General features: G+C 72.4%; 24 protein-coding genes and 6 tRNA genes. 20 read left to right on the top strand and 10 right to left on the bottom strand.

Translation table 11 applies throughout. The features are described 5' to 3' along the window. Nucleotides 1–103: 103 nt before the first annotated feature. The 4 genes from ACFV6D_RS24425 to ACFV6D_RS24410 all read right to left on the bottom strand — a co-directional run bounded on the left by ACFV6D_RS24425 (nt 104) and on the right by ACFV6D_RS24410 (nt 510). A tRNA-Val gene (locus tag ACFV6D_RS24425) sits at nt 104–175 on the bottom strand. Nucleotides 176–216: 41 nt separating this feature from the next. After that, nucleotides 217–288, bottom strand: a tRNA-Val gene (locus ACFV6D_RS24420). Between the two features lie 38 nt (nt 289–326). After that, nucleotides 327–397: transfer RNA gene (locus ACFV6D_RS24415), tRNA-Cys, on the bottom strand. 40 nt (nt 398–437) lie between these two features. Further along, nucleotides 438–510: transfer RNA gene (locus tag ACFV6D_RS24410), tRNA-Gly, on the bottom strand. Nucleotides 511–831: 321 nt separating this feature from the next. On the opposite strand from ACFV6D_RS24410, the gene ACFV6D_RS24405 reads away from it, so the two are divergent. Genes ACFV6D_RS24405 through ACFV6D_RS24395 form a run of 3 tightly spaced genes read left to right on the top strand, consistent with a single transcriptional unit; the run spans nt 832 to nt 3659 of the window. Then, nucleotides 832–1893, top strand: coding sequence for a chorismate-binding protein (locus ACFV6D_RS24405; RefSeq protein ID WP_380430822.1), 1062 nt, complete (start codon nt 832–834; stop codon nt 1891–1893). Nucleotides 1894–1930: 37 nt separating this feature from the next. Next, a complete protein-coding gene (locus tag ACFV6D_RS24400; protein ID WP_063346826.1) occupies nt 1931–2761 on the top strand; it encodes an aminodeoxychorismate lyase in 831 nt (276 codons plus the stop codon). Nucleotides 2762–2816: 55 nt separating this feature from the next. Then, nucleotides 2817–3659 carry a GNAT family N-acetyltransferase gene (locus ACFV6D_RS24395; protein ID WP_363372828.1) on the top strand — a complete coding sequence of 281 codons (843 nt, stop codon included), beginning with the start codon at nt 2817–2819 and terminating at the stop codon, nt 3657–3659. 12 nt (nt 3660–3671) lie between these two features. On the opposite strand, the gene ACFV6D_RS24390 is transcribed toward ACFV6D_RS24395, so the two are convergent. Next, nucleotides 3672–4172 carry a DsbA family protein gene (locus ACFV6D_RS24390; RefSeq protein WP_063346824.1) on the bottom strand — a complete coding sequence of 167 codons (501 nt, stop codon included), beginning with the start codon at nt 4170–4172 and terminating at the stop codon, nt 3672–3674. A gap of 110 nt (nt 4173–4282) precedes the next feature. Between ACFV6D_RS24390 and ACFV6D_RS24385 the strand changes: the two genes are divergently transcribed. Continuing rightward, nucleotides 4283–4747, top strand: a complete 465-nt coding sequence (locus ACFV6D_RS24385; RefSeq protein WP_380344315.1) for a hypothetical protein — start codon at nt 4283–4285, stop codon at nt 4745–4747. 43 nt (nt 4748–4790) lie between these two features. On the opposite strand, the gene ACFV6D_RS24380 is transcribed toward ACFV6D_RS24385, so the two are convergent. Together ACFV6D_RS24380 and ACFV6D_RS24375 are read right to left on the bottom strand one after the other, a co-directional pair. After that, the gene (locus ACFV6D_RS24380) at nt 4791–5360 is read right to left on the bottom strand and encodes a CGNR zinc finger domain-containing protein (RefSeq protein ID WP_063346822.1); all 570 of its coding nucleotides are present in this window, start codon (nt 5358–5360) and stop codon (nt 4791–4793) included. 402 nt (nt 5361–5762) lie between these two features. Further along, nucleotides 5763–6176: an SsgA family sporulation/cell division regulator gene (locus ACFV6D_RS24375; RefSeq protein ID WP_030056266.1), complete on the bottom strand. Its 414-nt coding sequence runs from the start codon at nt 6174–6176 to the stop codon at nt 5763–5765. A gap of 195 nt (nt 6177–6371) precedes the next feature. Here ACFV6D_RS24375 and ACFV6D_RS24370 point away from each other — a divergent pair, with 195 nt between their 5' ends. From ACFV6D_RS24370 to ACFV6D_RS24360, 3 genes are all read left to right on the top strand, one after another. After that, a complete protein-coding gene (locus ACFV6D_RS24370; RefSeq protein WP_380561105.1) occupies nt 6372–6809 on the top strand; it encodes a TIGR02611 family protein in 438 nt (145 codons plus the stop codon). A gap of 77 nt (nt 6810–6886) precedes the next feature. Next, a tRNA-Val gene (locus ACFV6D_RS24365) sits at nt 6887–6958 on the top strand. Nucleotides 6959–7168: 210 nt separating this feature from the next. Further along, nucleotides 7169–7240, top strand: a tRNA-Val gene (locus tag ACFV6D_RS24360). Nucleotides 7241–7328: 88 nt separating this feature from the next. On the opposite strand, the gene ACFV6D_RS24355 is transcribed toward ACFV6D_RS24360, so the two are convergent. Next, nucleotides 7329–8096, bottom strand: a complete 768-nt coding sequence (locus tag ACFV6D_RS24355) for a 3'-5' exonuclease (protein ID WP_380561104.1) — start codon at nt 8094–8096, stop codon at nt 7329–7331. 151 nt (nt 8097–8247) lie between these two features. Here ACFV6D_RS24355 and ACFV6D_RS24350 point away from each other — a divergent pair, with 151 nt between their 5' ends. The 4 genes from ACFV6D_RS24350 (at nt 8248) to ACFV6D_RS24335 (ending at nt 12739) form a co-directional block, all read left to right on the top strand. Further along, the gene (locus ACFV6D_RS24350) at nt 8248–8802 is read left to right on the top strand and encodes a DUF4365 domain-containing protein (RefSeq protein WP_380493612.1); all 555 of its coding nucleotides are present in this window, start codon (nt 8248–8250) and stop codon (nt 8800–8802) included. Between the two features lie 43 nt (nt 8803–8845). Next, nucleotides 8846–10033, top strand: a complete 1188-nt coding sequence (locus ACFV6D_RS24345; RefSeq protein ID WP_380493610.1) for a hypothetical protein — start codon at nt 8846–8848, stop codon at nt 10031–10033. An 87-nt stretch (nt 10034–10120) separates the two neighbouring features. After that, nucleotides 10121–12100: a threonine--tRNA ligase gene (gene thrS, locus ACFV6D_RS24340; RefSeq protein ID WP_380344302.1), complete on the top strand. Its 1980-nt coding sequence runs from the start codon at nt 10121–10123 to the stop codon at nt 12098–12100. A gap of 78 nt (nt 12101–12178) precedes the next feature. Continuing rightward, nucleotides 12179–12739 (top strand): HIT domain-containing protein, encoded by a 561-nt coding sequence (locus ACFV6D_RS24335; RefSeq protein WP_063346816.1) that lies wholly within the window; start codon nt 12179–12181, stop codon nt 12737–12739. Between the two features lie 69 nt (nt 12740–12808). Here the strand turns inward: ACFV6D_RS24335 and ACFV6D_RS24330 are convergent, their stop codons facing one another. Further along, nucleotides 12809–14449 carry a hypothetical protein gene (locus tag ACFV6D_RS24330; RefSeq protein ID WP_380561103.1) on the bottom strand — a complete coding sequence of 547 codons (1641 nt, stop codon included), beginning with the start codon at nt 14447–14449 and terminating at the stop codon, nt 12809–12811. Between the two features lie 207 nt (nt 14450–14656). Here ACFV6D_RS24330 and ACFV6D_RS24325 point away from each other — a divergent pair, with 207 nt between their 5' ends. Beyond that, the gene (locus ACFV6D_RS24325) at nt 14657–15082 is read left to right on the top strand and encodes a thiol-disulfide oxidoreductase DCC family protein (RefSeq protein ID WP_380561106.1); all 426 of its coding nucleotides are present in this window, start codon (nt 14657–14659) and stop codon (nt 15080–15082) included. On the opposite strand, the gene ACFV6D_RS24320 is transcribed toward ACFV6D_RS24325, so the two are convergent. Beyond that, the gene (locus ACFV6D_RS24320) at nt 15070–17118 is read right to left on the bottom strand and encodes an elongation factor G-like protein EF-G2 (RefSeq protein ID WP_063346815.1); all 2049 of its coding nucleotides are present in this window, start codon (nt 17116–17118) and stop codon (nt 15070–15072) included. The genes ACFV6D_RS24325 and ACFV6D_RS24320 overlap by 13 nt on opposite strands. 255 nt (nt 17119–17373) lie before the next feature. Here ACFV6D_RS24320 and pgsA point away from each other — a divergent pair, with 255 nt between their 5' ends. The 8 genes from pgsA (at nt 17374) to ACFV6D_RS24280 (ending at nt 23873) form a co-directional block, all read left to right on the top strand. Beyond that, complete coding sequence (gene pgsA / locus ACFV6D_RS24315; protein ID WP_063346814.1) at nt 17374–18021, top strand: phosphatidylinositol phosphate synthase; 648 nt, start codon at nt 17374–17376, stop codon at nt 18019–18021. 16 nt (nt 18022–18037) lie between these two features. Next, complete coding sequence (locus ACFV6D_RS24310; RefSeq protein WP_380424685.1) at nt 18038–19024, top strand: phosphatidylinositol mannoside acyltransferase; 987 nt, start codon at nt 18038–18040, stop codon at nt 19022–19024. Between the two features lie 40 nt (nt 19025–19064). Next, nucleotides 19065–20249 carry a glycosyltransferase family 4 protein gene (locus ACFV6D_RS24305; protein ID WP_380561102.1) on the top strand — a complete coding sequence of 395 codons (1185 nt, stop codon included), beginning with the start codon at nt 19065–19067 and terminating at the stop codon, nt 20247–20249. 96 nt (nt 20250–20345) lie between these two features. Beyond that, nucleotides 20346–20711 (top strand): 5-carboxymethyl-2-hydroxymuconate Delta-isomerase, encoded by a 366-nt coding sequence (locus ACFV6D_RS24300; RefSeq protein ID WP_380344290.1) that lies wholly within the window; start codon nt 20346–20348, stop codon nt 20709–20711. Nucleotides 20712–20785: 74 nt separating this feature from the next. After that, a complete protein-coding gene (locus ACFV6D_RS24295) occupies nt 20786–21286 on the top strand; it encodes a hypothetical protein (protein WP_063350972.1) in 501 nt (166 codons plus the stop codon). A 128-nt stretch (nt 21287–21414) separates the two neighbouring features. After that, nucleotides 21415–22326, top strand: a complete 912-nt coding sequence (gene pdxS, locus ACFV6D_RS24290; protein WP_063346811.1) for a pyridoxal 5'-phosphate synthase lyase subunit PdxS — start codon at nt 21415–21417, stop codon at nt 22324–22326. Between the two features lie 90 nt (nt 22327–22416). Next, nucleotides 22417–23034, top strand: a complete 618-nt coding sequence (pdxT, locus tag ACFV6D_RS24285) for a pyridoxal 5'-phosphate synthase glutaminase subunit PdxT (RefSeq protein WP_063350971.1) — start codon at nt 22417–22419, stop codon at nt 23032–23034. Between the two features lie 80 nt (nt 23035–23114). Beyond that, the gene (locus tag ACFV6D_RS24280) at nt 23115–23873 is read left to right on the top strand and encodes a YebC/PmpR family DNA-binding transcriptional regulator (protein ID WP_063346810.1); all 759 of its coding nucleotides are present in this window, start codon (nt 23115–23117) and stop codon (nt 23871–23873) included. Nucleotides 23874–24000 lie beyond the last annotated feature (127 nt).

Here is a 24000-nt window from a genome sequence, read left to right as displayed (position 1 = left end):
TGGGATTGAACCAGTGACCCCTACCGTGTCAAGGTAGTGCTCTCCCGCTGAGCTAATCGCGCCTGGTGTGGCGGTCCTGCAGCAGACCCCGAAGGGCCCGACGTGCGCGATACTGGGATTGAACCAGTGACCCCTACCGTGTCAAGGTAGTGCTCTCCCGCTGAGCTAATCGCGCCTGGTGTGGCGGTCCTGCAGCAGACCCCGAAGGATCCGACGTGCGCGATACTGGGATTGAACCAGTGACCCCTACCGTGTCAAGGTAGTGCTCTCCCGCTGAGCTAATCGCGCGGGGAGGTCTTCCGGCCGGAACCGGTCGAACCTCTCGGAGGTGGAGACGGGATTTGAACCCGTGTACACGGCTTTGCAGGCCGTTGCCTCGCCTCTCGGCCACTCCACCAGGCAACACACGAAGAACGATCTTACACTGTTCTCCATCGAGCGGACGACGAGATTCGAACTCGCGACCCTCACCTTGGCAAGGTGATGCTCTACCAACTGAGCCACGTCCGCCTGTCTCCCGGGACCTTCACCGCTTTTCTTCGGCTGCGCTCCCTGGCGACGTGTTGAACTCTAGCGGATTCCTGGGCCAGCTAAAAATCCGTTCCCGCAGCGTGCCGATGGGATGCCCGCCGAGCGCCTCCCCGCCGCCCCCTCGACCCGGCCACCGGCCGCCACCTGCGGCGCTTCCGGACGATCATCCGCAGGCCACCCGGCGCACACCCGCGCGACGCCGGGCGCTGCTCACACCCCCGAGTCACACCCCCGCGCCGGGCCCGCACCCCCGACCTACACTTCAGGCACCGCCGCCCAGGACCACCGCGCAGGAGAACCGTGTCCGGCCCCACCGAACCCAGCACCCCGCTCGCCCGCTTCGGCGGCCGCCTGGCCACCGGCCTGCGTGACGTCACCTCGGACCCGGCGGCCCTGGACTCCACCGGCTACTGGGCCGTCGCCTACGACTTCGAGGGTCGGCTGACCTGCGCCCGCTTCGACGACGTCCGCCCCGCCCCCGCGCCGCCCTCGGGCGCCGGCTGGCGCGGACCGGAGGCCGGCGACTGGCACAGCTCCCTGGACCGCTCCGCCTACACCGCGGGCGTACGCCGCATCCGCGAGCACATAGCCGCCGGCGAGGTCTACCAGGCGAACCTCTGCCGCGTGCTGTCCGCACCGCTGCCCGACCCGGCCCGCAGCGACGTCGACGCCCTCACCGGCCTCCTCGCCCACGGCAACCCCGCCCCCTACGCCGGCACCATCCGCCTGCCCGGGTACGGCGTCGAGATCGCCACCGCCTCACCCGAGCTGTACCTGCGCCGCACCGGCCGCACCGTCTCCTCCGGCCCGATCAAGGGCACCGGCCGCACCGAGGACGACCTCCTCGACAAGGACCACGCCGAGAACGTGATGATCGTCGACCTGGTCCGCAACGACCTCGGGCAGGTCTGCGCGACCGGCAGCGTCACCGTCCCCGACCTGTGCGCCGTCGAGAAGCACCCCGGCCTGGTCCACCTGGTGTCCACCGTCGAGGGCACCCTGCGCGAGGGCGCCGGCTGGCCCGAGCTGCTCGCCGCCACCTTCCCGCCCGGCTCCGTCACCGGCGCCCCCAAGTCCAGCGCCCTGCGGATCATCGACGCCCTGGAGACCGCCCCGCGCGGCCCGTACTGCGGCGCCGTCGGCTGGGTCGACGCCGACCGCGGCGAGGGCGAACTCGCCGTCGGCATCCGCACCTTCTGGCTCGACCGGACCGACCCCGAGGCGCCCGTGCTGCGCTTCGGCACCGGCGCCGGCATCACCTGGGGCTCCGACCCCGACCGCGAGTGGGCGGAAACCGAACTGAAGGCCGCCCGCCTGGTCGCGATAGCGTCGGGCAGCGACACCGACCCGACGGGGGCATGAACCGCCCGCCCCCACCCCGCCCAAGGAGCAGCCCTCGATGCAGAACCCGACCACGAGCTGGGTCAACGGGGCGCTCGTCGACTCCGCCGACGCCGCCGTCTCGGTCCTCGACCACGGACTCACCACCGGCGACGGGGTGTTCGAGACCCTGAAGGCCACCGACGGCCGGGCCTTCGCCGTCACCCGGCACCTCGACCGGCTCACCCGCTCCGCCCGCGGCCTCGGCCTGCCCGACCCGGACCACGACCTGGTCCGCGAGGCCTGCGCCCAGGTCCTCGCCGCCAACCCGGCCCCGCTCGGCCGCCTGCGCGTCACCTACACGGGCGGCACCTCCCCGCTCGGCTCCGAGCGCGGCACCGCCGGCCCCACCCTCGTCGTCGCCCTCGGCGCGATCAACCGCCGCCCCGACGAGACCGCCGCCGCCGTCGTCCCGTGGCGCCGCAACGAGCACAGCGCCGTCGCCGGCCTCAAGACCACCTCGTACGCCGAGAACGTCGTCGCCCTGGCCGCCGCCCACCGCGCCGGCGCCTCGGAGGCCCTGTTCGCCAACACCGTCGGCCTGCTCTGCGAGGGCACCGGCTCCAACGTCTTCGTCGTCCTCGGCGGCCGCCTGCTCACCCCCACCCTCGCCTCCGGCTGCCTGGCCGGCATCACCCGGCAGCTGGTCGTCGACTGGTGCGGCGCCGAGGAGGCCGACCTGCCGCTCAGCGCCCTCCAGGACGCCGACGAGGTCTTCCTGACCTCCACCACCCGTGACGTCCAGGCCGTGACCCGGGTGGACGACCGCGAGCTGCCCGGCATCGGCCCCGTCACCGCCAAGGCCATGGCCGTCTTCGCCGAACGCAGCGGCGACGACCTCGACCCGTGATCCCCGCAACGGCAACCCGGGCATAGGGGCCCGGGCGCGGGGAAGGGACCACCACATGACCACGACGCTGCGCCCCGAGGGCCCGGAGACACCCACCGACGCCGGCGGCCGCACCAGGCGCTGGCAGATCTGCGCCAACGGCCGCCAGGTCGGCGCGCTGCGCACCACCGCCATCCCGCACGGCAGCCAACTCTGGGGCGAGATATCGGAGTTGGAGGTCAGAGAAGGCCGGGGTCGGGGCCGCGGCACGTTCGGCGCGCTGGCCGCGGAGGAGGTGCTGCGCAACTGGGACTGCACCCGGGTGGACGCCAACATCCCCGAGACGGCGCGGATCGCCCGGGGGCTCGCCACCACCCTCGGCTACACCGAGCGGATGCGGAACCTGGCCAAGCGGCTGACCGCCGCCCCCGCCCTGCCCGCCGGCATCACCGCCGACCGGATCGAGCCCCCGGAGTTCCAGGCCTGGCTCGACCGGGCCGCGCGGGGCTACCTCCGCTCGCTCGTGGAGTCCGGGCTCAGCGAGGAGCAGGCCCGCGCCCGATCCCAGCTGGACCACCAGCGCCAGCTCCCGCAAGGCGCCGACAGCCCCGGCGTCGCCCTGCGCCGCCTGCGCGCGGACGGCGAAGCCGAGCCGCTCGGCTCGCTCTGGGTGGACTTCCACCGGCGCGACCTGCCGAACGGCGGGCCGCTCGCCTGGGTGATGACCGTCGAGGTGTCCCCGGCCCACCGGGGCCGGGGACACGGCCGCACGCTGATGCTGCTCGCCGAACGCGAGTGCCTGGCCGCCGGCGTGCGCGACCTCGGCCTCAACGTGTTCGCCGGGAACGAGGTCGCGATCCGCCTCTACGCCTCGCTCGGCTACCGGGTCACCAACCGCATCTACGGAAAGCCGCTGTGACCCGACGTGACGTCAGGAACCCGCCGCCGCCTCGATGGCGGCCACGATGCGGTCCCGCAGGCCGTCCTGGCTCTGCCCGCCGTCCAGCCGTTGCCCGCCGATCACGTACGTCGGCGTGCCGGTGACCCCGATCGCCCGGCCCTCGGCCTGGTCGGCGTCCACGGTGAGCATGTGCCGGCCGTCGATCAGCGCGGTGTCGACCTCCTCGGCGTCCACCCCGACGGCCCGGGCCACCTCCAGCAGCACCTGCTGCCCGCGGGCGTCCAACTCCTCGGTCCGGGCCAGCAGCGCCTCCACGAACGGCCAGCCCAGCCCCTGCGCGAACGCCTCCTCGGCGGCCTCCGCGGCCGCGTAGGCGTGCTTGTGCTTCTCCAGCGGGAAGTGGCGGACCTCGACGGGCAGCGCGTCGCCGTACCGCGCGCGCAGTGCCCGTACGTCGTCCAGCGCGGTGCGGCAGTCCGGACACTGGAGGTCGCACCAGAACTCGAGCCGGGGGAGGGAACCATCGATCATTCCCCCAGTGTTTCACTAGTGGGCGCCCGCTCCGGCCGACGGTGCGCCCCTGCGAAGGCCGACAGGGAGGCAGTGATGACCAGGACGACCGGAAGCGAAGGAGTACTGCCGTGCTGACGGCGGCGATCAGCTTCGCGCTCACGGCGGGCGGGGTGGCCGTGGCCGGCCTGCGGGCCTACCGGCGGCGGTTCCTGTCCGCGACCCGCTGGTTCGCGGTGGCCCTGGTGCCCGCCGGGCTCTACCTGACCGGCCTGTTCCCGGTGGCCCGGACGATCGGCAGCGAGTTCGCCGACTGGGCGACGAGGCTGGTGTTCGACCCCCGGGTCTGGACCGGCATCGTGCTGCTCGGCCTCTCCGCGCTCCTGCTGGTGACGACGCGCTGGGTGGGCCGCCGGGGCGCCGTGGACGCCGCGCCGGACCGCCCGGCGGCCGCCGGTGCCGCGCCCGAGCGCCCGGCGGTGGCCGCCACGCCGCCGAAGAAGCCGGCGACGGGCAAGCCCGCGGGGGGCAAGCGGGACGACGGCCTCGGCGACTTCTCCGACATCGAGGAGATCCTCCGCAAGCGCGGCATCTGAGCGGCATCCGAACGCGGCATCCGAACCCCTGCGGGGGTCGGCGTCAGGCGGAGGGCACGGCCTCCGCCGAGCGCTGCCGTGCCCGGTAGGCGGCGACGTGCAGCCGGTTGCCGCAGGTGCGGCTGTCGCAGTAGCGCCGGGAGCGGTTGCGGGAGAGGTCCACGAAGACCCGGGCACAGTCCGGCGCCTCGCAGCGGCGCAACCGCTCCCGCTCGCCCGCCATCAGGATGAAGGCCAGCGCCATGCCCAGCTCGGCGGCGAGGTGGTCGCCGAGCGCGGCGTGCGGCGCGAAGTAGTGGATGTGCCAGTCGTGGTGGTCGTGGTTGGTCAGCCGCGGCGTCGTACCGGCGGCCGCGACGATCCGGTTGACCAGTTCGGCGGCCTCGGCGGTGGACTCCGTCCCGAACACCTCGCGCAGCCGGGTGCGCAGCTCGTGCACCTTGCGCAGGTCGTTCTCGGTCAGCGAGTCGATCTCGCTGATCTCCTGGCCGACCACGAAGGCGTCCAGTGCGGCCACGTCCGGCAGCCGCTCGGTGCCGCACACCTCGGGCGCGGTGTTGAGCAGCTCGACGAGGATGCTCAGTGCGCACTCGGTGTCATGGGTGATCAGCACGTTGGGGACTCCTCGCGCAGGGGACTCCGGAACCCCGCGTCCACGGTTACCCCAGACCATACCGGGCCTTGCGGCGGAAGGGCGGTGGGTTCTTTCGAAGGTGCGTACGGATTCCGTCAGAGTGCCGTGGAGCGGACGGCGTCCGGGCGGCCGGGCCCGCGAAGGACCCCCCGAAATGCCGACGGCGCCCGGCAGCGAGGCCGGCCACCCGTATGGATGGCCGGCCTCGTTGCCGGGCGCCTGCGGTGTCGCGGACCCGCTCCGATGGGATCGGGCCGCCCACCGGCCCCGAGGCCGCGTCGCGCGCGGCTGAGTGCTGCCGTGCCCCCGAGTAGGACGGCAGCGGTGACGGCAGGAGGTACCACCCCGCCGATGGCGGGGCGTGACCGCCTCCGGGCGGGATCAGCTTTCGGCGAGGATGTGGGACAGCTCCCGGTCGAGGTCGAAGTGGCGGTGTTCGGTGCCGGGTGGCACCGCGGCGTCCGTCCGCTTGAGAAATGACTCAAGCGCCCGGGCCGGGGCTTCCAGCAGGGCTTCTCCTTCCGGAGAGCTCAGCGCGATGCAGACCACCCCTTGCCCGTGGCTGCGGGACGGCCAGACCCGGACGTCGCCGGTACCGGTCGGTCGGTGCAGCCCCTCCGCGAGGAGATCTCGGGCGAACACCCACTCCACGGTCTCGTCGGCGCCCGTGTGGAACGTGGCGTGCACGGCGTAGGGGTCGGCGGTGTCGTAGCGCAGGCCCGCGGGGACGGGCAGTGAGGACTCGCTGGACACGATGAGGCGCAGGTGCAGCTCGCAGCTGACCGTGGTGTTCATAAGCGCCATGGCCTTTCGCTCAGTGTGCGCTCGGGGAATCGCACGTCGGCGAACGGACCATCCCACCCCCAAGCCCGATGTAAACCCCTCTGTCCCGATTCGGGCGCGAGTCGTACCCCTTACGGCGCATTGCGGAATCATCCCGGAGTGGCCCGGTCGGGCATTACCGGGCCGCTTCTTGGTTAGTTTCCTGGCATGACTGTGCGAAACGACAAGACGGCCAAGAACACGGGATCGGGTGAACCGGTCACGTCGGATGACGCGGCCGGCTCCCGCGCCCCGGCGTTCGTCCGCCGCTCGCGGCCGCTGCACCTCGCCTGGCAGGCGGCGATCTTCCTGGCCGGCCTCGCCGTGGTCGTCCTCGGCGTGATCATGCTGCCGCTGCCCGGCCCCGGCTGGGTGGTGATCTTCCTGGGCATGGGGGTCTGGGCCACCGAGTTCGACTGGGCCCGGCTGGTGCTGCGGTGGAGCCGCCGCAAGGTCGCCGAGGCCGCCCGGCGGGCCATGGACCCGCGGGTGCGCCGCCGCAACCTCACCGTCACCGCCATCGGCCTCGCCGCGGTCGTCGGGATCGGCGGCTGGTACTTCGCCCGGTACGGCCTGGCCGTCCCCTGGACGGCGGGCGAGAGCTGAGCGGTCCGGGGCCGGGGCCGCCGTGACCAGGGTGTTCGGACCACCCTCCGGGATGCGGTAATGTTTTCCCTGCACCCGGGCGATTAGCTCAGCGGGAGAGCACTTCGTTCACACCGAAGGGGTCACTGGTTCGATCCCAGTATCGCCCACCGGAATGCATTGTGATACGTGAGGCCCAGCCGATTATCGGCTGGGCCTCACGTGTATTTCCGGAATCCATCCGAAGAGCCATCCGGAATGCGGCTGAGGCTCAGTCATCTTCCGCGTGGAGCGCGAGTTCTGCGGATGCGCCAGCAGTACCCGGAAGGGGCGAGTTGTACGACGACCGCCAAATGGTGCTACTGTTCTTCTCGTTGCCCGGGCGATTAGCTCAGCGGGAGAGCACTTCGTTCACACCGAAGGGGTCACTGGTTCGATCCCAGTATCGCCCACCGGACAGCACGCAGGCCCTGACCAGGAAACCGGTCAGGGCCTGCGGCGCGTTCGGGGCCAGCGCTCGCGGGCATCCGTCGGCCGCCGCTACGCCGCCGCCTCGCAGCCGTGTTCGGGCTCCAGCCGGCGGCCGCAGCCGCACCGGGCCGGCCGCAGCGGCCAGGACAGGTCCACCCGCTCCGGCGTCCCCGACCGGTCGAACCAGTTCTGCAGCCCCCGCGCCTGCGCCGCGTGCCAGACCGCCTGCCGCAGGTGCAGCTCCGCCGCCGTCAGCCCGCCCAGCGCCGCCGGGTAGCGGGCGCCTATCCGCCGGGTCAGCGCCAGCGCCGCCGTCGCGTCCGCCGCCGCGTCGTGCGCCCCGGCCAGCTCCACGCCGTAGTGCGCGCACAGGTCGGTCAGCGTCCGACGGCCCTTGCGGTAGCGGTCCACGTGCTTGTCCAGCACCCGCGGATCCAGCACCACCAGCCCGGCCGTGCCCACCCCGTCGGTCAGCGTCAGCCCGTGATGGCGGCGCAGCTCCCGGTCCAGCAGCGTCAGGTCGTACGGCGCGTTCATCACCACCACCGGGCGCCCGGCCCGCGCCTGGTCCGCCAGCGCGCGGGTGACCTCCGCCACCACCGCGCCGACCGGGCGCCCGTGCGTCCGGGCGTACTCGTCGGTGATGCCGTGCACGGCCCGGGCACCGTCCGGGATCGGGACGCCCGGATCGGCGAGCCAGGTGGTGGTCTGCACCGGTCGACCCGGGGCGAGTTGGACGACCAGGGCGGCCGAGACGATCCGATCGGTCTCGACGTCCACTCCGGTGGTCTCGGTGTCGAAGGAGGCGAGTGGGCCGGTGTACCAGTGCTGCTGCATGACTGCCCCTCAGGCGAGCGTTCCGCGCGCCCGGTTGATACCCGGTTCTGACACCCGTTCAACCGTTTGGCGCAAGCCCGACCGGGGATCCTGCCTGTGGGCCCGTCGTTCCGATCCGGACGGGCCCGGAGCAGGGGGAGGCCACGGGGCGATGGCACTGACGCAGCCGCAGCCCGAGGGGGCGGCGGCCGTTCTACGGGGGAACCTGGCGGTCACCGCCTGCATGGAGACGCTGCAGGTCGGCTACCTGCACGCGGTCGCCGCCGCGGCCGGCTGCTCGCTCTCCCAGCCGTTCCCGGACAACGGGATCGACTGGCAGGTCAGCCACGGCTCCCGGGCGCACGAGGTGGACGACGAGGTCACCATCAAGATCCAGCTGAAGGCCACCCAGCAGATCGCGGCCGATCCGACCGGGCCGTTCTTCAGCTTCACCCTCGACAACGACCACCTGCACAAGCTCGCCCGGGCGAGGGTCGCCGTGCCGCGCATCCTGGTCGTGATGCTGCTGCCGCGGCGGGTCGACCGCTGGCTGCACGCCCGCCCGGACGCGCTGGAACTGCGGCACTGCTGTTACTGGGTCAACCTGGCCGGCCACCCGGTCACCGGACAGCGGCGTACCAACGTGCGGGTCCCCACCGGCAAGGTCTTCGACGACCGCGCGCTCTGCGACATCATGGCCCGGGTCGGCGCGGGTGGCAGCCCGTGACCGCCCGCCCCGGTCCCGGCCCCGGCAGCGAGGAGCAGCACCCATGACACCGCCGCACGCACCCGGCGAGCCGGTCCAGGCCCTGCCCGACCCCGCCGCAGTCGACCCGGCGGTGCTCGCCACCCTGCTCGCCCGGCACGGCTGGGTCCGGCGCGGCGGCCCCGCCGCCCGCTACGGCCGCTGGACGCCGCCCGACGACGAGTCCGGCACCAGCGTCCTCGTCCCCGCCGGGGACGGCTTCGACGACGCCGTCGACCTCCTCGCCGACGCCGTCACCGCGCTGTCCCGCTCCTCCACCCCGTCCGCCCGCGCCATCCTGCTCGCACTCGCCGTCCCCGGCGACGAACTGCGCTGGCACCGGGAGCCGGCCGGCCCCGCCGAGGCCGCCACCTGGGACGACGCCGAGCGGCTCCAACGGGCGGCCCGCGCGATGCTCGCCGCCGGGGCCAAGGCCGGCCGGGCCACGGCCGCCTACTTCGGCGCCCGGCTGGACGCCCACGCCGGGGACTTCCTGGACCGCGTCCTGGTCGTCGAGCAGGGCGCCGCCCTCACCGCCTACACCCCCGCGCCCGAGGGCCGGGCCGCCGTCACCACCCTGGTCCGCGCCCTGGAGGCACTGCGCGACGCCGTCGACTACCGCCGGGTCAGCGGGGGGCCCGAGGCCTTCGAGAACGCCGTCCAGGCCGGAGTCAGCCGGGAACTCGTCCAGTCCGTCGAGGACCTGGTCCGCGGCGCGACGGCGACCAGGCTGACCGTCGCCTGGTCCGCCACCGCCGGGACCCCGGGCGGCTTCGGGGACCGCCGGGTCGTCCTCGACTTCTCGCCCGGCGACCTGCCCGCCCTGACCGAGGCCGCCGAACTGCTCGAACGGATCGAGCCCGCCGTCGCCGTCACCGTCGTCGGCGTGGTCGTCCGGCTCAAGCGCGCCGACCCGGCCGGACCGGGCGCGGTACGGCTGCGCGTCCTCGGCGGCGCCGAAGTCCGCGAGCTCAAGCTCCGCCTGCCCGACCCCGACTACCGGCTCGCCGCCGAGGCCCACCTCGCGGGCCTGCCGGTCCGGGTCGCCGGCCGGCTGGAGAGCCGCGGCGGCTTCCGCCGGCTCACCCGGCCGCAGGGCCTGGAACTGTGCGGCTGGGAGGACGCCGACCGCGAGCGGCTGCTGAAGTCCCTCGGGGAGGGACTCGGCGAAGAGCTCGACGGAGGCCTCGGGGAAGGGGGAGAGGGGGCGTAGGTGCGCGGCCGGGTCGACGCGCTCGGTACCATCGTCACGCGCAGCGCAGTGTTGCGTCCTCTGAATCCAGCACGTCAGGAGAGACCGGTGACGGACGTCCGGGTAATCATCAACCGCGAACCCGATCGGGAAGAGCGCGTGGTGACCACGGGCACTACGGCCGCCGAGCTCTTCGCCGACGACCGCTCGATCATCGCCGCCCGCGTCGGCGGCCAGCTCAAGGACCTCGCGTACGCCGTCCAGGACGGCGACGAGGTCGAGCCGGTCGCGATCGGCAGCAAGGACGGCCTGGACATCCTGCGCCACTCCACCGCGCACGTCATGGCGCAGGCCGTGCAGCAGCTCTACCCCGAGGCCAAGCTCGGCATCGGCCCGCCGGTCAAGGACGGCTTCTACTACGACTTCGACGTCGAGAAGCCCTTCCACCCCGATGACCTCAAGGCCATCGAGAAGCGGATGCAGGAGATCATCAAGCGCGGGCAGAAGTTCTCCCGCCGCGTGGTCACCGACGAGTCCGCCCGCGAGGAGCTGGCCGCCGAGCCGTACAAGCTGGAGCTGATCGGCCTCAAGGGCTCCGCCGCCACCGCCGGCGAGGGCGCCGACGTCGAGGTCGGCGCCGGCGAGCTCACCATCTACGACAACCTGGACGCCAAGACCGGCGAGCAGTGCTGGGGCGACCTCTGCCGCGGCCCGCACCTGCCCAGCACCCGGTACATCCCGGCGTTCAAGCTGATGCGCAACGCGGCCGCCTACTGGCGCGGCAGCGAGAAGAACCCGATGCTGCAGCGCATCTACGGGACCGCCTGGCCGACCAAGGACGAGCTCAAGGCCCACCTCGACTTCCTGATCGAGGCCGAGAAGCGCGACCACCGCAAGCTCGGCAACGAGCTGGACCTCTTCTCCATCCCCGAGGAGATCGGCTCCGGCCTCGCCGTCTTCCACCCCAAGGGCGGCATCATCCGCCGGGCGATGGAGGACTACTCGCGCAAGCGGCACGAGGAAGAGGGCTACGAGTTCGTCTACACCCCGCACGCCACCAAGGGGAAGCTCTTCGAGAAGAGCGGCCACCTCGACTGGTACGCGGACGGTATGTACCCGCCCATGCAGCTCGACGAGGGCGTGGACTACTACCTCAAGCCGATGAACTGCCCGATGCACAACCTGATCTTCGACGCGCGCGGCCGCTCGTACCGTGAACTGCCGCTGCGCCTCTTCGAGTTCGGGACGGTGTACCGCTACGAGAAGTCCGGCGTCGTGCACGGCCTGACCCGCGCCCGCGGCTTCACGCAGGACGACGCGCACATCTACTGCACCCGCGAGCAGATGGCGGAGGAGCTCGACTCGACGCTGACCTTCGTGCTCAACCTGCTCCGCGACTACGGTCTGACCGACTTCTACCTGGAGCTGTCGACCAAGGACCCGGTCAAGTACGTCGGCTCGGACGAGACCTGGGAGGAGGCCACCGCCGTCCTCGCCAGCGTGGCCGAGAAGCAGGGGCTGCCGCTGGTGCCGGACCCGGGCGGCGCGGCCTTCTACGGCCCGAAGATCTCGGTCCAGGCGCGCGACGCGATCGGCCGGACCTGGCAGATGTCGACGATCCAGCTCGACTTCAACCTCCCCGAACGTTTCGATCTTGAGTACACGGCGGCGGACGGCTCGCGCCAGCGGCCGGTCATGATCCACCGCGCGCTGTTCGGCAGCATCGAGCGGTTCTTCGCGGTGCTGCTGGAGCACTACGCCGGCGCCATGCCGCCGTGGCTGGCCCCGGTCACCGTGACGGGCATCCCGATCACCGACGAGCACGTGCCGTACCTGCTGGAGGTCGCGGCCGAGCTGAAGAAGCAGGGGATCCGGGTCGAGGTGGACACCTCGGACGACCGCATGCAGAAGAAGATCAGGAACGCGCAGAGGTCCAAGACGCCGTTCATGCTGATCGCGGGCAACGACGACGTCGAGGCGGGCGCGGTGTCCTTCCGCTACCGCAACGGCGAGCAGAAGAACGGCGTGCCGGTGGCGGACGCCGTCGCCGAGATCGTGGAAGCGGTGAAGAACCGCATCCAGGTGTGACGCCTTCGGACCACCACGCGCGGGGCGGGCTCTTCATGAGTCCGCCCCGCGCGGCTTTGCAAGCAGCGCTGGGCGAATATGCTGATCAGCATGACGACTGAGCCGGAACTGCAGCGGGGCGTCGGGGAGCCGGACGGCTTCCGCCGCCTGTGGACCCCCCATCGGATGGCGTACATCCAGGGTGAGAACAAGCCCACCGGTCCGGCTCCGGACGACGGTTGTCCGTTCTGCTCGATCCCCTCGCTGAGCGACGAGGACGGGCTGGTCATCGCCCGGGGCGCCGCCGTGTTCGCGGTGCTGAACCTGTACCCGTACAACGGCGGCCACTTGATGGTGGTCCCGTACCGGCACGTCGCGGACTACACCGACCTGGACGAGGCGGAGACGGCCGAGCTGGCCGACTTCACCAAGCGGGCGATGACCGCGCTGCGGGCGGCCTCGGGGGCGCACGGGTTCAACATCGGGATGAACCAGGGCACGGCGGCCGGTGCCGGGATCGCGGCGCACCTGCACCAGCACGTGGTGCCGCGCTGGGGCGGGGACACCAACTTCATGCCGGTGGTCGGCCACACCAAGGTGCTGCCGCAACTGCTGGCGGACACCCGGAAGATGCTGGCCGAGGCCTGGCCGCAGGACTGATCGGGAACGCCGGAGGGGCCCGTCACCGCTGAGTCGGTGGCGGGCCCCTCCGGTGTGCGCGGGCCGGGGTTACTCGAACTGGTCGACCTTGTACGGGCGGGTGCCCTGGGCCTCGGACTTGATGATCGACGCGCGGTTCTTGAAGCGGTCGGTGTCCAGGTCGTGCTCCTCCAGGAACTCCAGGGTGGCGGCGTGCACGGCGCCGAGGACCGGGACGGAGGCGTTGAGCGCGTTGTCGGTCATGAACCGGCTGCCCCACGGCGGGCTCGCCCAGGCGTGCCGGAAGCCGAACGGCTCGGGCAGGCCCAGGCCGCCGCCGAGCCAGGAGAGCAGCCCGGGGGCGCGGGTGAGCGGCGCGCGCAGGGCCTGGCGGACCACCTCGTCGTTGTCGATCAGGGGGAGCTTGACGGTGCGCTCCTCCCAGAACTTGCCGGTCTTCTGGACGGTCTTCTCCTTGGCCGAGGGCTTGTCGGAGAAGACGCCGTTGACCGGGCCGAGCGCGTAGCCGGCGACGGTGACGGTGAGGGTGTTGGCGAGCAGGGTGACGGTGACGGTGAAGGTGATGATCAGCTTGCCGTCGAAGGTGATGAACTGGGTGGCGAGGTAGTGCCGGGGGCCGCCGCCGGCGAAGGTCTGCTTGTCGGCGATGGTCTGGAGGGCGAAGTCGCGCATCCGGTCGCCGTCCATGTCGGCGTTGCCGGGGCGGGAGATCTCGTCGGCGTTCTCGCCGATTTCGAGGACCGCCCACTGCTTGACCGTGATGTTGGTCATCCCGCTGTTGGCGACCTCGCTGACGGCGAGCCCCTTGAGGTGCGAGGAGATCTTCCGGACGAGGTCCCAGGGGTGGAAGGCACGGAAGTCGGAGTGGCCCGCGGCGGGGCGCATCACGTCGACCAGGCGCCATTCGCCCCAGCGCTTGCCGACGCCGAGGATGCCCTTGGGGCCGGCGTAGTGCTGGACGTTGGTCTCCTGCTCGGCCTCCATGCGGGCGAGCTTGTCGCGCAGGTCGACGGCCTTCTTGTCGAGGTCGTCGCGGGGGACGGCCTTGGAGACGGTGGCGGCGACGGAGCTGCCCTCGGCGAGGGCGAGCCAGCGTTCGCGGAGCTCCTTGGTGGAGCGCAGCACGATGCGCCGGGCGAGGATCCCGCCGATGATCGGCGGGATCATGGCGACGCGCAGGTAGACGCCGAGCGGGCCGTTGACGGGGGGCTTGACGAGGAACAGGACGGAGACCACGGCGGCGGCCAGGAGCGCGAGGGCGCCGTAGAGCTCGTCCTGGAGGGCCTTGCCCTTCATGAGGTAGATGCGCAGGTAGAACGCACCGATCCAGATCAGGGTGCCGGGCAGGGCGAGCAGGCCGAAGAGCAGGGTGACCACGGTGAGCTTGCGGTCCCGCGCGGCCCGCAACTCCTGTGCGGCCAGGCAGTGTTCGACGATCTGGCGGGTGTCGGTGCCGAACGAGGGCACGATCGGCTTGCGCCCGGCACCGACGGTGCGGGAGATGACGGCGGCGCTGAACGCCTCGCCGAGGTTCGCCTCGAAGAGCTTGAACCGGGGCTTCTTGTGGGTCGCGGCGGTGACCTTGCCGACGAAGTCCTCGATCTTGCCGTCGCGGTACGCGACCGAGGAGAGCGCCGGGGTGACTCCGGTTTGCGGCCCGGCGTCGGTGCGGGGTATCTGCGCACCCGGAGTCATGTCGAGTGTGGTCACGGTGGCGTCCCCTCCTCCCCTTGTCAGCGGCAGGTTATCGTGCCGTGGTGTCGCCGCGCGCATGATCGTCTGAAGTGCCGTCACGATCGGGCCGCGCCCGGGCTTGAGAGGCATGATGCCCAGCTTCGGGCTGGTCGATACCCGGTCGGCGGCGGGTCGTCGGGGTGGGGCAGGATGGCCGTGACGGCGAGGAAGGGAGCCCAGGCGATGGATCCGGTGCTGGTGTTCGACGGGGACTGTTCGTTCTGCTCGTCCTGCGTGCGGTGGGCGGAGCGCTACCTGCGGCAGACGCTGGCCTCGGGGGGCTGGGACGCGGTGCCGTTCCAGTTCGAGGACCTGGCGGCGCTGGACGTGCGCGCGGGCGGGCTGGGCGAGGTGGCCGCGGAGCGGGCGGAGCGCGAGGTGCTGTGGGTGACGCCGGCGGGCCGGGTGTACGGGGGCGCGCAGGCGGTGGCGCGGCTGCTGATGCGTTCGGGCGGCGCGTGGGCGTACCTGGGGGCGGTGCTGGCGTCGGCGCCGGTGCGGCCGGTGGCGGGCCTGGCGTACCGCTGGGTGGCGCGCAACCGGCACCGGATGCCGGGGGGTACGGCGGCGTGCGCGCTGCCTCGGCGCCAGGGCGCTCAGTCGGTGTAGCGGGTGGCCAGGGCGGTCGGCATGGGTTCGTGGCGCAGGTAGGCGCGGGAGAACTCGGCGGTGCCGTGGGTGAGTGAGCGCAGGTCGACCGGGTAGCGGACGAGTTCGAGTTCGGGGACCTCGGCGCGCAGCAGGGTCAGGCCGGGGCCGCCGGTCTCGGTGCCGAGGACGCGGCCGCGGCGGGCGGAGAGGTCGCCGAGGACGGCGCCGAGGTAGTCGTCGGGCAGCAGGACGGTGACGGCGGCGACGGGTTCGAGCAGTCGGATGACGGCGTGTTCGGCGGCGTCGCGCAGGGCGAGGGCGGCGGCGGCCTGGAAGGCCGCGTCGGAGGAGTCCACGGAGTGGGCCTTGCCGTCGGTGAGGGTGACCCGGACGTCGACGAGCGGGTGGCCGGTGGCGACACCCTTGGCGAGCTGGGCGCGCAGGCCCTTCTCGACGGAGGGGATGAAGTGCTTGGGGACGGCGCCGCCGACGACGTGCTCCTGGAACTCGAAGCCGGAGCCGGCCGGGAGGGGTTCGACCTCCAGGTCGCAGATGGCGTACTGGCCGTGGCCGCCGGACTGCTTGACGAGCCGGCCGTGGCCGGCGGCGGCGGTGCCGAAGGTCTCGCGGAGGGCGACCTGGGGTTCGACGGTGTCGACGTGGACGCCGTGCCGGGTGCGCAGGCGGTCGAGGACGACCTCGGCGTGGGCCTCGCCGGTGCACCAGAGGACGAGCTGGTGGGTGGCGGGGTTCTGTTCGAGGCGTAGGGCCGGGTCCTCGGCGGTGAGGCGGGTGAGGGCCTGGGAGAGCTTGTCGTCGTCGGCCTTGCTGTGGGCTTCGACGGCGATCGGGAGCAGGGGCTCGGGGAGGTTCCAGCCGTCGAGGTCGACGGGGTGGCCGGGGTCGTGGACGGTGTCGCCGGCGCGGGCGGTGGTGAGCTTGGCGATGCAGACGAGGTCGCCGGCGACGGCGTGCGGGACGGGCCGCTGGAGCTTGCCGAAGGGGCTGCTGAGGGCGGTGACGCGTTCGTCGCCGTTCTGGTCGGCGCTGTGGGCGGGGCCGGCGAGGTGGATGCGGGTGTCGGGGCGCAGGGTGCCGGCGTACAGGCGCAGCAGGCTGATCCGGCCGACGTAGGTGTCGCCGGTGACGCGGACGACCTGTGCGGCGAGCGGGGCGTCGGGGTCGCAATCGGGGGCTGGGCGGGTGCGTTCGCTGGGGTCGGGGAAGGTGTGGACGATCAGGTCGAGGAGTTCGGTGGCGCCGAGGCCGTTCTCGCTGGTGGGGACGGCGGGGTGGAGGGCGCAGCCGAGGACTTCGCGGCGCAGGCCGGCTTCGAGGGCGTCGGTGTCGAGGGTGTCGCCGGAGAGGTAGCGCTCCATGAGGGTGTCGTCCTGGCCGGAGATGGCCTCGACGAGGCTGTCGTGGGCGGGCCCGGTGTCGGGCAGCGGGGTGGCCCGGCCGTAGGTGTCGCCGGTGAGCAGGTCGACGCTGCCGTCGGGGCGGCCGTCGTGGAGGACGGGCAGGAAGAGCGGGCGGAGGGTGTCGGGGCCCAGGTCGAAGGCGTCGTGGCAGGCGGTGAGGATGTCGTCGAAGCCGGTGCGGGCGAGGTCGAGTTTGGCGACGGCGATGGCGCGCGGGATGCCTTCGGCGGCGCACTCGCGCCAGAGTGCGCGGGTGGGGGCGGTGACGGGGTCGGTGGCGGAGACGACGAAGACGGCGGCGTCGGCGGCGTGCAGGGCGGCGCGCAGGTCGGCGGTGAAGTCGGGGTGGCCGGGCGGGTCGATCAGGTTGATCTTGACGCCCTTCCATTCGAGCGGGAGCAGCGAGAGCTGGACGGAGCGCTGCTGGTGGTGCTCGATGTCCTCGTGGTCGGAGACGGTGGTGCCGTCGGTGACGCGACCGGCCCGGCCGGTGGCGCCGGAGGCGAGGGCGAGGGATTCGGCGAGGGTGGTCTTGCCCACACCGCTGGAGCCGATGAGGACGACGTTGCGCAGGTCCCGGGGGGCGGTGACGGCGGGCGCCTGGGCGGCTCGTGCCGTGCTGCGGTCGGGCATCGGGGTCTCCTCCCGTCGCGCCGGGGCTGTCCTTCGAAAGTGTAGGTGCGGGTGCTGCGGCGGCGCGTGTCGTACGGGTGGGCGGTGACCGTCCGTGTGTGGGACGTGGCCGGGGTGTCGTCGGGCGGTGCGTGCGACGGAGCGTGCCTCCGGCCTGGCTACGATGGGTGGGCCGGACGGGCTGATCCGTCCGGCCGTCTGCCGCGCGTGTTGCGCCAGGCGGGTACCAGGGAGATCGGAGCGGTCGGGAAGGCCATGCTCAACAAATACGCGCGTGCCTTCTTCACACGTGTTCTGACCCCGTTCGCCGCGTTCCTGATCCGGCTGGGCGTGAGCCCGGACGCCGTGACGCTGATCGGTACGGCCGGTTCGGTGGCCGGTGCGCTGGTGTTCTTCCCGCGCGGGGAGTTCTTCTGGGGCACCATCACGATCACGCTGTTCATCTTCTCGGACCTGGTGGACGGGAACATGGCCCGCCAGCTGGGCCGGAGCACCAGGTGGGGGGCGTTCCTGGACTCCACGCTGGACCGGGTCGCGGATGCGGCGATCTTCGGTGGTCTGGCGATGTGGTACGCGGGCAAGGGTGACGACAACCTGCTGTGCGCGGTGGCGATCTGCTGCCTGGCGAGCGGGCTGGTGGTGTCGTACACCAAGGCGCGGGCGCAGAGCCAGGGGCTGCCGTGCGACGTGTCGGGGCTGGTGGAGCGGGCCGAGCGGCTGGTGGCCAGCCTGGTGGCGGCCGGGGTCGCGGGTCTGCACAAGTTCGGGGTGCCGTACGTGGAGTGGCTGCTGCCGGTGGCGCTGTGGCTGGTCGCGGTGGGCAGTCTGGTGACGGTGGTCCAGCGCATGCTGACCGTGCGCCGGGAGGCGTTCGAGGCCGACCGAGCGGCGGCCGGGAGCTGATGGGGGGCGTCCTGCGGTGACGGACCGACTGGTGTACTGGGCGTACGCGCTGGGCTGGGCGGTGCTGAAGCACCTGCCGGAGCGGGTGGCGCGGGGCCTGTTCGACCGGCTGGCGGACTACGCCTGGCGCCGGCGGGGCAAGCGGGTGCTGCAGTTGGAGGCGAACCTGCGCCGGGTCCGTCCAGGGCTGGACGAGGCGGGCCTGCGGGCGCTGTCCCGGGCCGGGATGCGCTCGTACCTGCGGTACTGGATGGAGTCGTTCCGGCTGCCGGTCTGGAGCAGGGAGCGGGTGGCCCGGGACGTCCGGTCGGAGGGCCTGGAGAACCTGCGAGAGCACATCGAGGCCGGTCGGGGCGCGGTGATCGCGCTGCCGCACATGGGCAACTGGGACCTGGCGGGCACCTGGGTGGCGCAGCTGGGCTTCCCGTTCACCACGGTCGCGGAGCGGTTGAAGCCGGAGCGGCTGTTCGACCGGTTCGTGGAGTTCCGGGAGGGCCAGGGCATGGAGGTCCTGGCGTTGACCGGGGGCGGGGTGAACGTGATCGGCACGCTCGCGCGACGGCTGCGCGAGGGCCGACTGGTCTGCCTGGTGGGGGACCGGGACCTCTCGGAGGCGGGCGTGGAGGTGTCGTTCTTCGGGGAGGCGACCCGGATGCCGGCCGGTCCGGCGGCGCTGTGCCAGCGCACCGGGGCGGCGCTGCTGCCGGTGACGCTCTGGTACGACGGCCCGGTGATGCGGGCGCGGATCCACCCCGAGGTGCCGGTGCCGCAGGAGGGCGACCGCAAGGAGCGGACGCAGGTGATGACGCAGGCGCTGGCGCAGGTGTGGGAGCAGGCGATCCGCGAGCACCCCGAGGACTGGCACATGCTGCAGCGGTTCTGGCTGGCCGACCTCCCGGTCCGTGAGACGGTGGAGGAGGCGGCCGCGCCGCACTCCGAGGCGGCCCGGGCGGCCGCGCCGGAGCCGGCCGGCGAGCCGGCGGCCGAGGCCTCCGGGTCCTGATCCCGGCCAGCAGGAGTACCCGAAGGAGCATGAGGAACCCGTGAAGATCGGCATCGTCTGCCCGTACGACTGGGACGTCCCCGGTGGGGTGCAGTTCCACATCCGGGACCTGGCCGAGCACCTGATCGGTCTGGGCCACGAGGTCTCGGTGCTGTCGCCGGCCGAGGACGAGGAGGCGCTGCCGCCGTACGTGGTCGGTGCCGGGCGGGCGGTGGCGGTGCCGTACAACGGGTCGGTGGCGCGGCTGAGCTTCGGCGTCCTGTCGGCGGCGCGGACGCGGCGGTGGCTGCACGAGGGCCGGTTCGACATCCTGCACGTGCACGAGCCGGCCGCGCCGAGCGTGTCGATGCTGGCCGCCTGGTCGGCGTCCGGGCCGATGGTGGGGACGTTCCACACCTCCAACCCGCGCTCGCGGGCGATGATCGCGGCCTCGCCGATCCTGCAGCCCGGCCTGGAGAAGATGCGGGCCCGGATCGCGGTGTCGGAGTACGCCCGGCGGACGCTGGTGGAGCACCTGGGCGGCGACGCGGTGGTGATCCCGAACGGCGTGGACGTCGGCTTCTTCGCGGACGCCGAGCCGGACGAGCGCTGGCGCGGCGGCGCGGCGGCGGGGGAGCCGGGCACGATCGGCTTCGTCGGCCGCATCAACGAGCCGCGCAAGGGCCTGCCGACGCTGCTGGCGGCGCTGCCGAAGATCCTGGTCGAGCGGCCGGGCGTGCGGCTGCTGGTGGCGGGCAAGGGGGACGAGGAGGAGGCCGTCGCCGGCCTGGCGCCGGAGGTCCGCCGGCAGGTGGAGTTCCTCGGCATGGTGAGCGACCGCGACAAGGCCCGGCTGCTGCGCAGCGTGGACCTGTACGTGGCGCCGAACACCGGTGGCGAGAGTTTCGGGATCATCCTGGTCGAGGCGATGTCGGCGGGCGCCCCGGTGCTGGCCAGCGACCTGGACGCGTTCAAGCAGGTGCTGGACGGCGGGGACGCGGGCGAGCTGTTCCCGGTGGAGGACGCGGACGCGCTGGCCGCTGCGGCGCTGCGGCTGCTGGGCGATCCGGGGCGGCTGGGGGAGCTGAGCAAGGCCGCTTCGCGGTACGTGCGGCGGTTCGACTGGTCGACGGTCGGCGCGGACATCCTGGCGGTGTACGAGACGGTGGCGGCGGGGGCCGCGGCGGTGGTCGAGGAGGACGTGCGCAGCGGCCGGCGCGGCCGGTTCGGGCTGGCCCGGGACTGAGCCCGGGACCGAGCCCGGCCGGCCCGGGACTTTTCCGGGGTGCCGGCGGCGTTAGGGTCGGTCGACCGTATTCGGGCACGACGCATGGGGGCACCGATGCCGCAGATCTCCGTCGACTACTCGCCGAGCCTGGCCGGCTCCTTCGACCGCCGGGCGCTGGGCGTGGCGATCAACCGGCTCGCGGTGGGGACGATCGACGCGAAGCCGGAGGCGTGCAAGACGCTGTTCCGGCAGAACGACGACTTCGTGGTGGGGGAGGGCGAGGAGGCCGCCGCGCAGGTGTACGTCGAGTTCCAGATCTTCCCGGGCCGTACGCCGGAGGCGAAGGCGGCGCTCAGCGAGGGCGTGCTGGCGCTGCTGGCCGAGCACGTCGCGCCGGCGCCGGGCACCCGGCTGCACACCGCGGTGAACGTCTCCGACATCGACCGCGGGTCCTACCGGAGCGCGAGCGCGGAGGGCTGAGCCGGTGACACCCGGTAGCGTTGCGCCCCGTGACTACCTGGATCTGGGCCGGCGTGGCCGTGGTGCTGTTCGGCATGTACCTGAGTTGGACGGCCGGTCGGTTGGACCGGCTGCACGCCAGGATCGACGCCGCGCGGGCGGCGCTGGACGCGCAGCTGGTCCGTCGGGCCTCGGTGGCGATGGAGCTGGCCACGTCCTCGCTGCTGGACCCGGCGGCCTCGCTGCTGCTGCTGGACGCGGCGCACGCGGCCCGGCAGGCCGAGGACGACCAGCGTGAGGTGGCGGAGAGCCAGCTGAGCCTGGCGCTGCGGGCGGTGTTCGCCGAGCCGGAGCAGGTGGCGGCGCTGGTGGCGGAGCCGGGCGGCGAGGACGCGGTGCGCGACCTGACGGCGGCGGTGCGCCGGGCGCCGATGGCGCGCCGGTTCCACAACGACGCGGTGCGGGCGGCCCGGGCGGTGCGCGAGCACCGTCTGGTGCGGTACTTCCGGCTGGCGGGGAAGGCTCCGTTCCCGCTGGCGTTCGAGATGGACGATGCTCCGCCGCCCGCGCTCACGCCCGAAGGGGCACCCGCCTAGGCTGTGCTCGGATACGGCCCGTTTGTCGCATCCCGTCGTCCGGGCTGGACTTGGTGGCGCATGGTTGCGTCACCCGTTCCGCCTACCATAGGGCGATAGCACTGGTTCATCTTCGAGTGAGGTCTCACGTGTCCACCACCCCCACCACCGCAGACCAGCCGCAGATCGGTACCGCCCGGGTGAAGCGCGGCATGGCCGAGCAGCTCAAGGGCGGTGTGATCATGGACGTGGTCAACGCCGAGCAGGCCAAGATCGCTGAAGACGCCGGCGCGGTGGCCGTCATGGCGCTGGAGCGGGTTCCGGCCGACATCCGCAAGGACGGCGGCGTGGCCCGGATGTCCGACCCGAACATGATCGAGGAGATCATCGAGGCGGTCTCCATCCCGGTGATGGCCAAGTCGCGGATCGGCCACTTCGTCGAGGCCCAGGTCCTTCAGTCGCTCGGCGTCGACTACATCGACGAGTCCGAGGTGCTGACCCCGGCCGACGAGGTCAACCACTCCGACAAGTGGGCCTTCACCACCCCCTTCGTCTGTGGCGCCACCAACCTGGGCGAGGCCCTGCGCCGCATCGCCGAGGGCGCGGCCATGATCCGCTCGAAGGGCGAGGCCGGCACCGGCAACGTCGTCGAGGCGGTCCGCCACCTGCGCCAGATCAAGAACGAGATCGCCAAGCTGCGCGGCTTCGACAACAACGAGCTGTACGCCGCCGCCAAGGAGCTGCGCGCCCCGTACGAGCTCGTCAAGGAGGTCGCCGAGCTCGGCAAGCTGCCGGTCGTGCTGTTCTCCGCCGGTGGCGTGGCCACCCCGGCCGACGCCGCGCTGATGCGCCAGCTCGGTGCCGAGGGCGTCTTCGTCGGCTCGGGCATCTTCAAGTCGGGCGACCCGGCCAAGCGCGCCGCCGCCATCGTGAAGGCCACCACCTTCTTCGACGACCCGAAGATCATCGCGGACGCCTCCCGCAACCTCGGCGAGGCCATGGTCGGCATCAACTGCGACACCCTGCCGGAGACCGAGCGCTACGCCAACCGCGGCTGGTAGTCGCCCCCTGTGCCGGCCCGCCGCAGCGCCTTGGCGCGCGGCGGGCCGCGTCACGTACATCCGTAGAACGATCGAACGAGGTTGAAGACCGTGAGCACTCCAGTCATCGGCGTCCTCGCCCTCCAGGGTGACGTCCGCGAGCACCTGGTCGCGCTGGCCGAGGCCGACGCGCTCGCCCGCCCGGTGCGCCGTGCCGAGGAGCTGGCCGAGGTCGACGCGCTGGTGATCCCCGGCGGGGAGTCCACCACCATGTCCAAGCTGGCGCTGCTGTTCGGCGTGATGGACCCGCTGCGCGAGCGGGTCGCCGCCGGGATGCCGGTGTACGGCACCTGCGCGGGCATGATCATGCTGGCCGACAAGATCCTGGACGGCCGGGACGACCAGGAGACCGTCGGCGGCATCGACATGACCGTGCGCCGCAACGCCTTCGGCCGCCAGAACGAGTCCTTCGAGTCCGGTGTCGCCTTCGAGGGCCTGGGCGACGCGCCGGTGCACGGCGTCTTCATCCGGGCCCCCTGGGTCGAGGGCGTCGGCGCGGGTGTCGAGGTGCTGGCCGAGCTGCCCGCCGCGGACGGTCCGGAGAGCCGGATCGTGGCCGTGCGCCAGGGCAACCTGCTGGCGACCTCCTTCCACCCGGAGCTCACCGGCGACCACCGGGTGCACGCCTACTTCGTCGCGATGGTCGAGGAGCACCTGGGACGGCGCTGACCGTGTGCGCCTTTCCGGTGACGACACCGGTAAGATCTCATCTGTTTCATTTCCCTTTGGCGACGTAAAGGAGCTGGCGAATGTCCGGCCACTCTAAGTGGGCTACCACCAAGCACAAGAAGGCCGTGATCGACGCCAAGCGCGGCAAGCTCTTCGCCAAGATGATCAAGAACATCGAGGTGGCGGCGCGCACCGGCGGTTCCGACCCGGCCGGCAACCCGACCCTCTACGACGCCATCCAGAAGGCGAAGAAGAGCTCGGTCCCGATCGACAACATCAACCGCGCCGTCAAGCGCGGTGGCGGTCTGGAGGCCGGCGGCGCCGACTACCAGACGATCATGTACGAGGGCTACGGCCCGAACGGCGTCGCCGTCCTGATCGAGTGCCTCACCGACAACCGCAACCGCGCCGCCTCCGACGTGCGCGTCGCGATGACCCGCAACGGCGGCTCGATGGCCGACCCGGGCTCGGTGTCGTACCTGTTCACCCGCAAGGGCGTCGTGATCGTCCCCAAGGCTGACGGCGTGGACGAGGACAAGCTCTTCGAGGTCGTCCTCGACCAGGAGCCCGAGGAGATCAACGACCTCGGCGACGCGTTCGAGATCGTCTCCGAGGCCACCAAGATGGTCGCCGTGCGCACCGCGCTGGTGGACGCCGGTGTCGACTACGACTCGGCCGAGGCCAACTTCCTCCCGAGCATGCAGGTCGAGCTGGACGTCGACGGCGCCCGCAAGATCCTCAAGCTGATCGACGTGCTGGAGGACAGCGACGACGTGCAGAACGTCTTCGCCAACTTCGACATCTCCGACGAGGTCGGTGCGCAGCTCGACGCCGAGTGATCGTTCTCACTCCCCGGGCCCGGGGGGGGGGGGGCGCGCGGGCGGGGGGGGGGCCGGGGGGGGGGGGGGGGGGGGGGCGCGGGAGAGCGCTAACTCGCACGCCCGGGCGCGGGGTCGGGGGGGCGCG

It is taken from the genome of Kitasatospora sp. NPDC059812, from assembly GCF_042732075.1.
In the GTDB taxonomy this organism is placed as follows: domain Bacteria; phylum Actinomycetota; class Actinomycetes; order Streptomycetales; family Streptomycetaceae; genus Kitasatospora.
The sequence above is the reverse complement of the archived record's forward strand: the minus strand, read 5'-3'. Positions and strand labels throughout refer to the sequence as shown.

Coding starts and splice junctions, on each gene's coding strand:
- ACFV6D_RS24300 (WP_380344290.1), top strand. CDS start 20,346: ATGCCGCAGATCTCCGTCGACTACTCGCCGAGCCTGGCCGGCTCCTTC.
- pgsA (WP_063346814.1), top strand. CDS start 17,374: ATGCTCAACAAATACGCGCGTGCCTTCTTCACACGTGTTCTGACCCCG.
- ACFV6D_RS24400 (WP_063346826.1), top strand. CDS start 1,931: ATGCAGAACCCGACCACGAGCTGGGTCAACGGGGCGCTCGTCGACTCC.
- ACFV6D_RS24335 (WP_063346816.1), top strand. CDS start 12,179: ATGCTGATCAGCATGACGACTGAGCCGGAACTGCAGCGGGGCGTCGGG.
- ACFV6D_RS24295 (WP_063350972.1), top strand. CDS start 20,786: ATGTACCTGAGTTGGACGGCCGGTCGGTTGGACCGGCTGCACGCCAGG.
- ACFV6D_RS24390 (WP_063346824.1), bottom strand. CDS start 4,172: ATGATCGATGGTTCCCTCCCCCGGCTCGAGTTCTGGTGCGACCTCCAG.
- ACFV6D_RS24325 (WP_380561106.1), top strand. CDS start 14,657: ATGGATCCGGTGCTGGTGTTCGACGGGGACTGTTCGTTCTGCTCGTCC.
- ACFV6D_RS24375 (WP_030056266.1), bottom strand. CDS start 6,176: ATGAACACCACGGTCAGCTGCGAGCTGCACCTGCGCCTCATCGTGTCC.
- ACFV6D_RS24345 (WP_380493610.1), top strand. CDS start 8,846: ATGACACCGCCGCACGCACCCGGCGAGCCGGTCCAGGCCCTGCCCGAC.
- ACFV6D_RS24350 (WP_380493612.1), top strand. CDS start 8,248: ATGGCACTGACGCAGCCGCAGCCCGAGGGGGCGGCGGCCGTTCTACGG.
- ACFV6D_RS24370 (WP_380561105.1), top strand. CDS start 6,372: ATGACTGTGCGAAACGACAAGACGGCCAAGAACACGGGATCGGGTGAA.
- ACFV6D_RS24355 (WP_380561104.1), bottom strand. CDS start 8,096: ATGCAGCAGCACTGGTACACCGGCCCACTCGCCTCCTTCGACACCGAG.
- ACFV6D_RS24320 (WP_063346815.1), bottom strand. CDS start 17,118: ATGCCCGACCGCAGCACGGCACGAGCCGCCCAGGCGCCCGCCGTCACC.
- ACFV6D_RS24395 (WP_363372828.1), top strand. CDS start 2,817: ATGACCACGACGCTGCGCCCCGAGGGCCCGGAGACACCCACCGACGCC.
- ACFV6D_RS24280 (WP_063346810.1), top strand. CDS start 23,115: ATGTCCGGCCACTCTAAGTGGGCTACCACCAAGCACAAGAAGGCCGTG.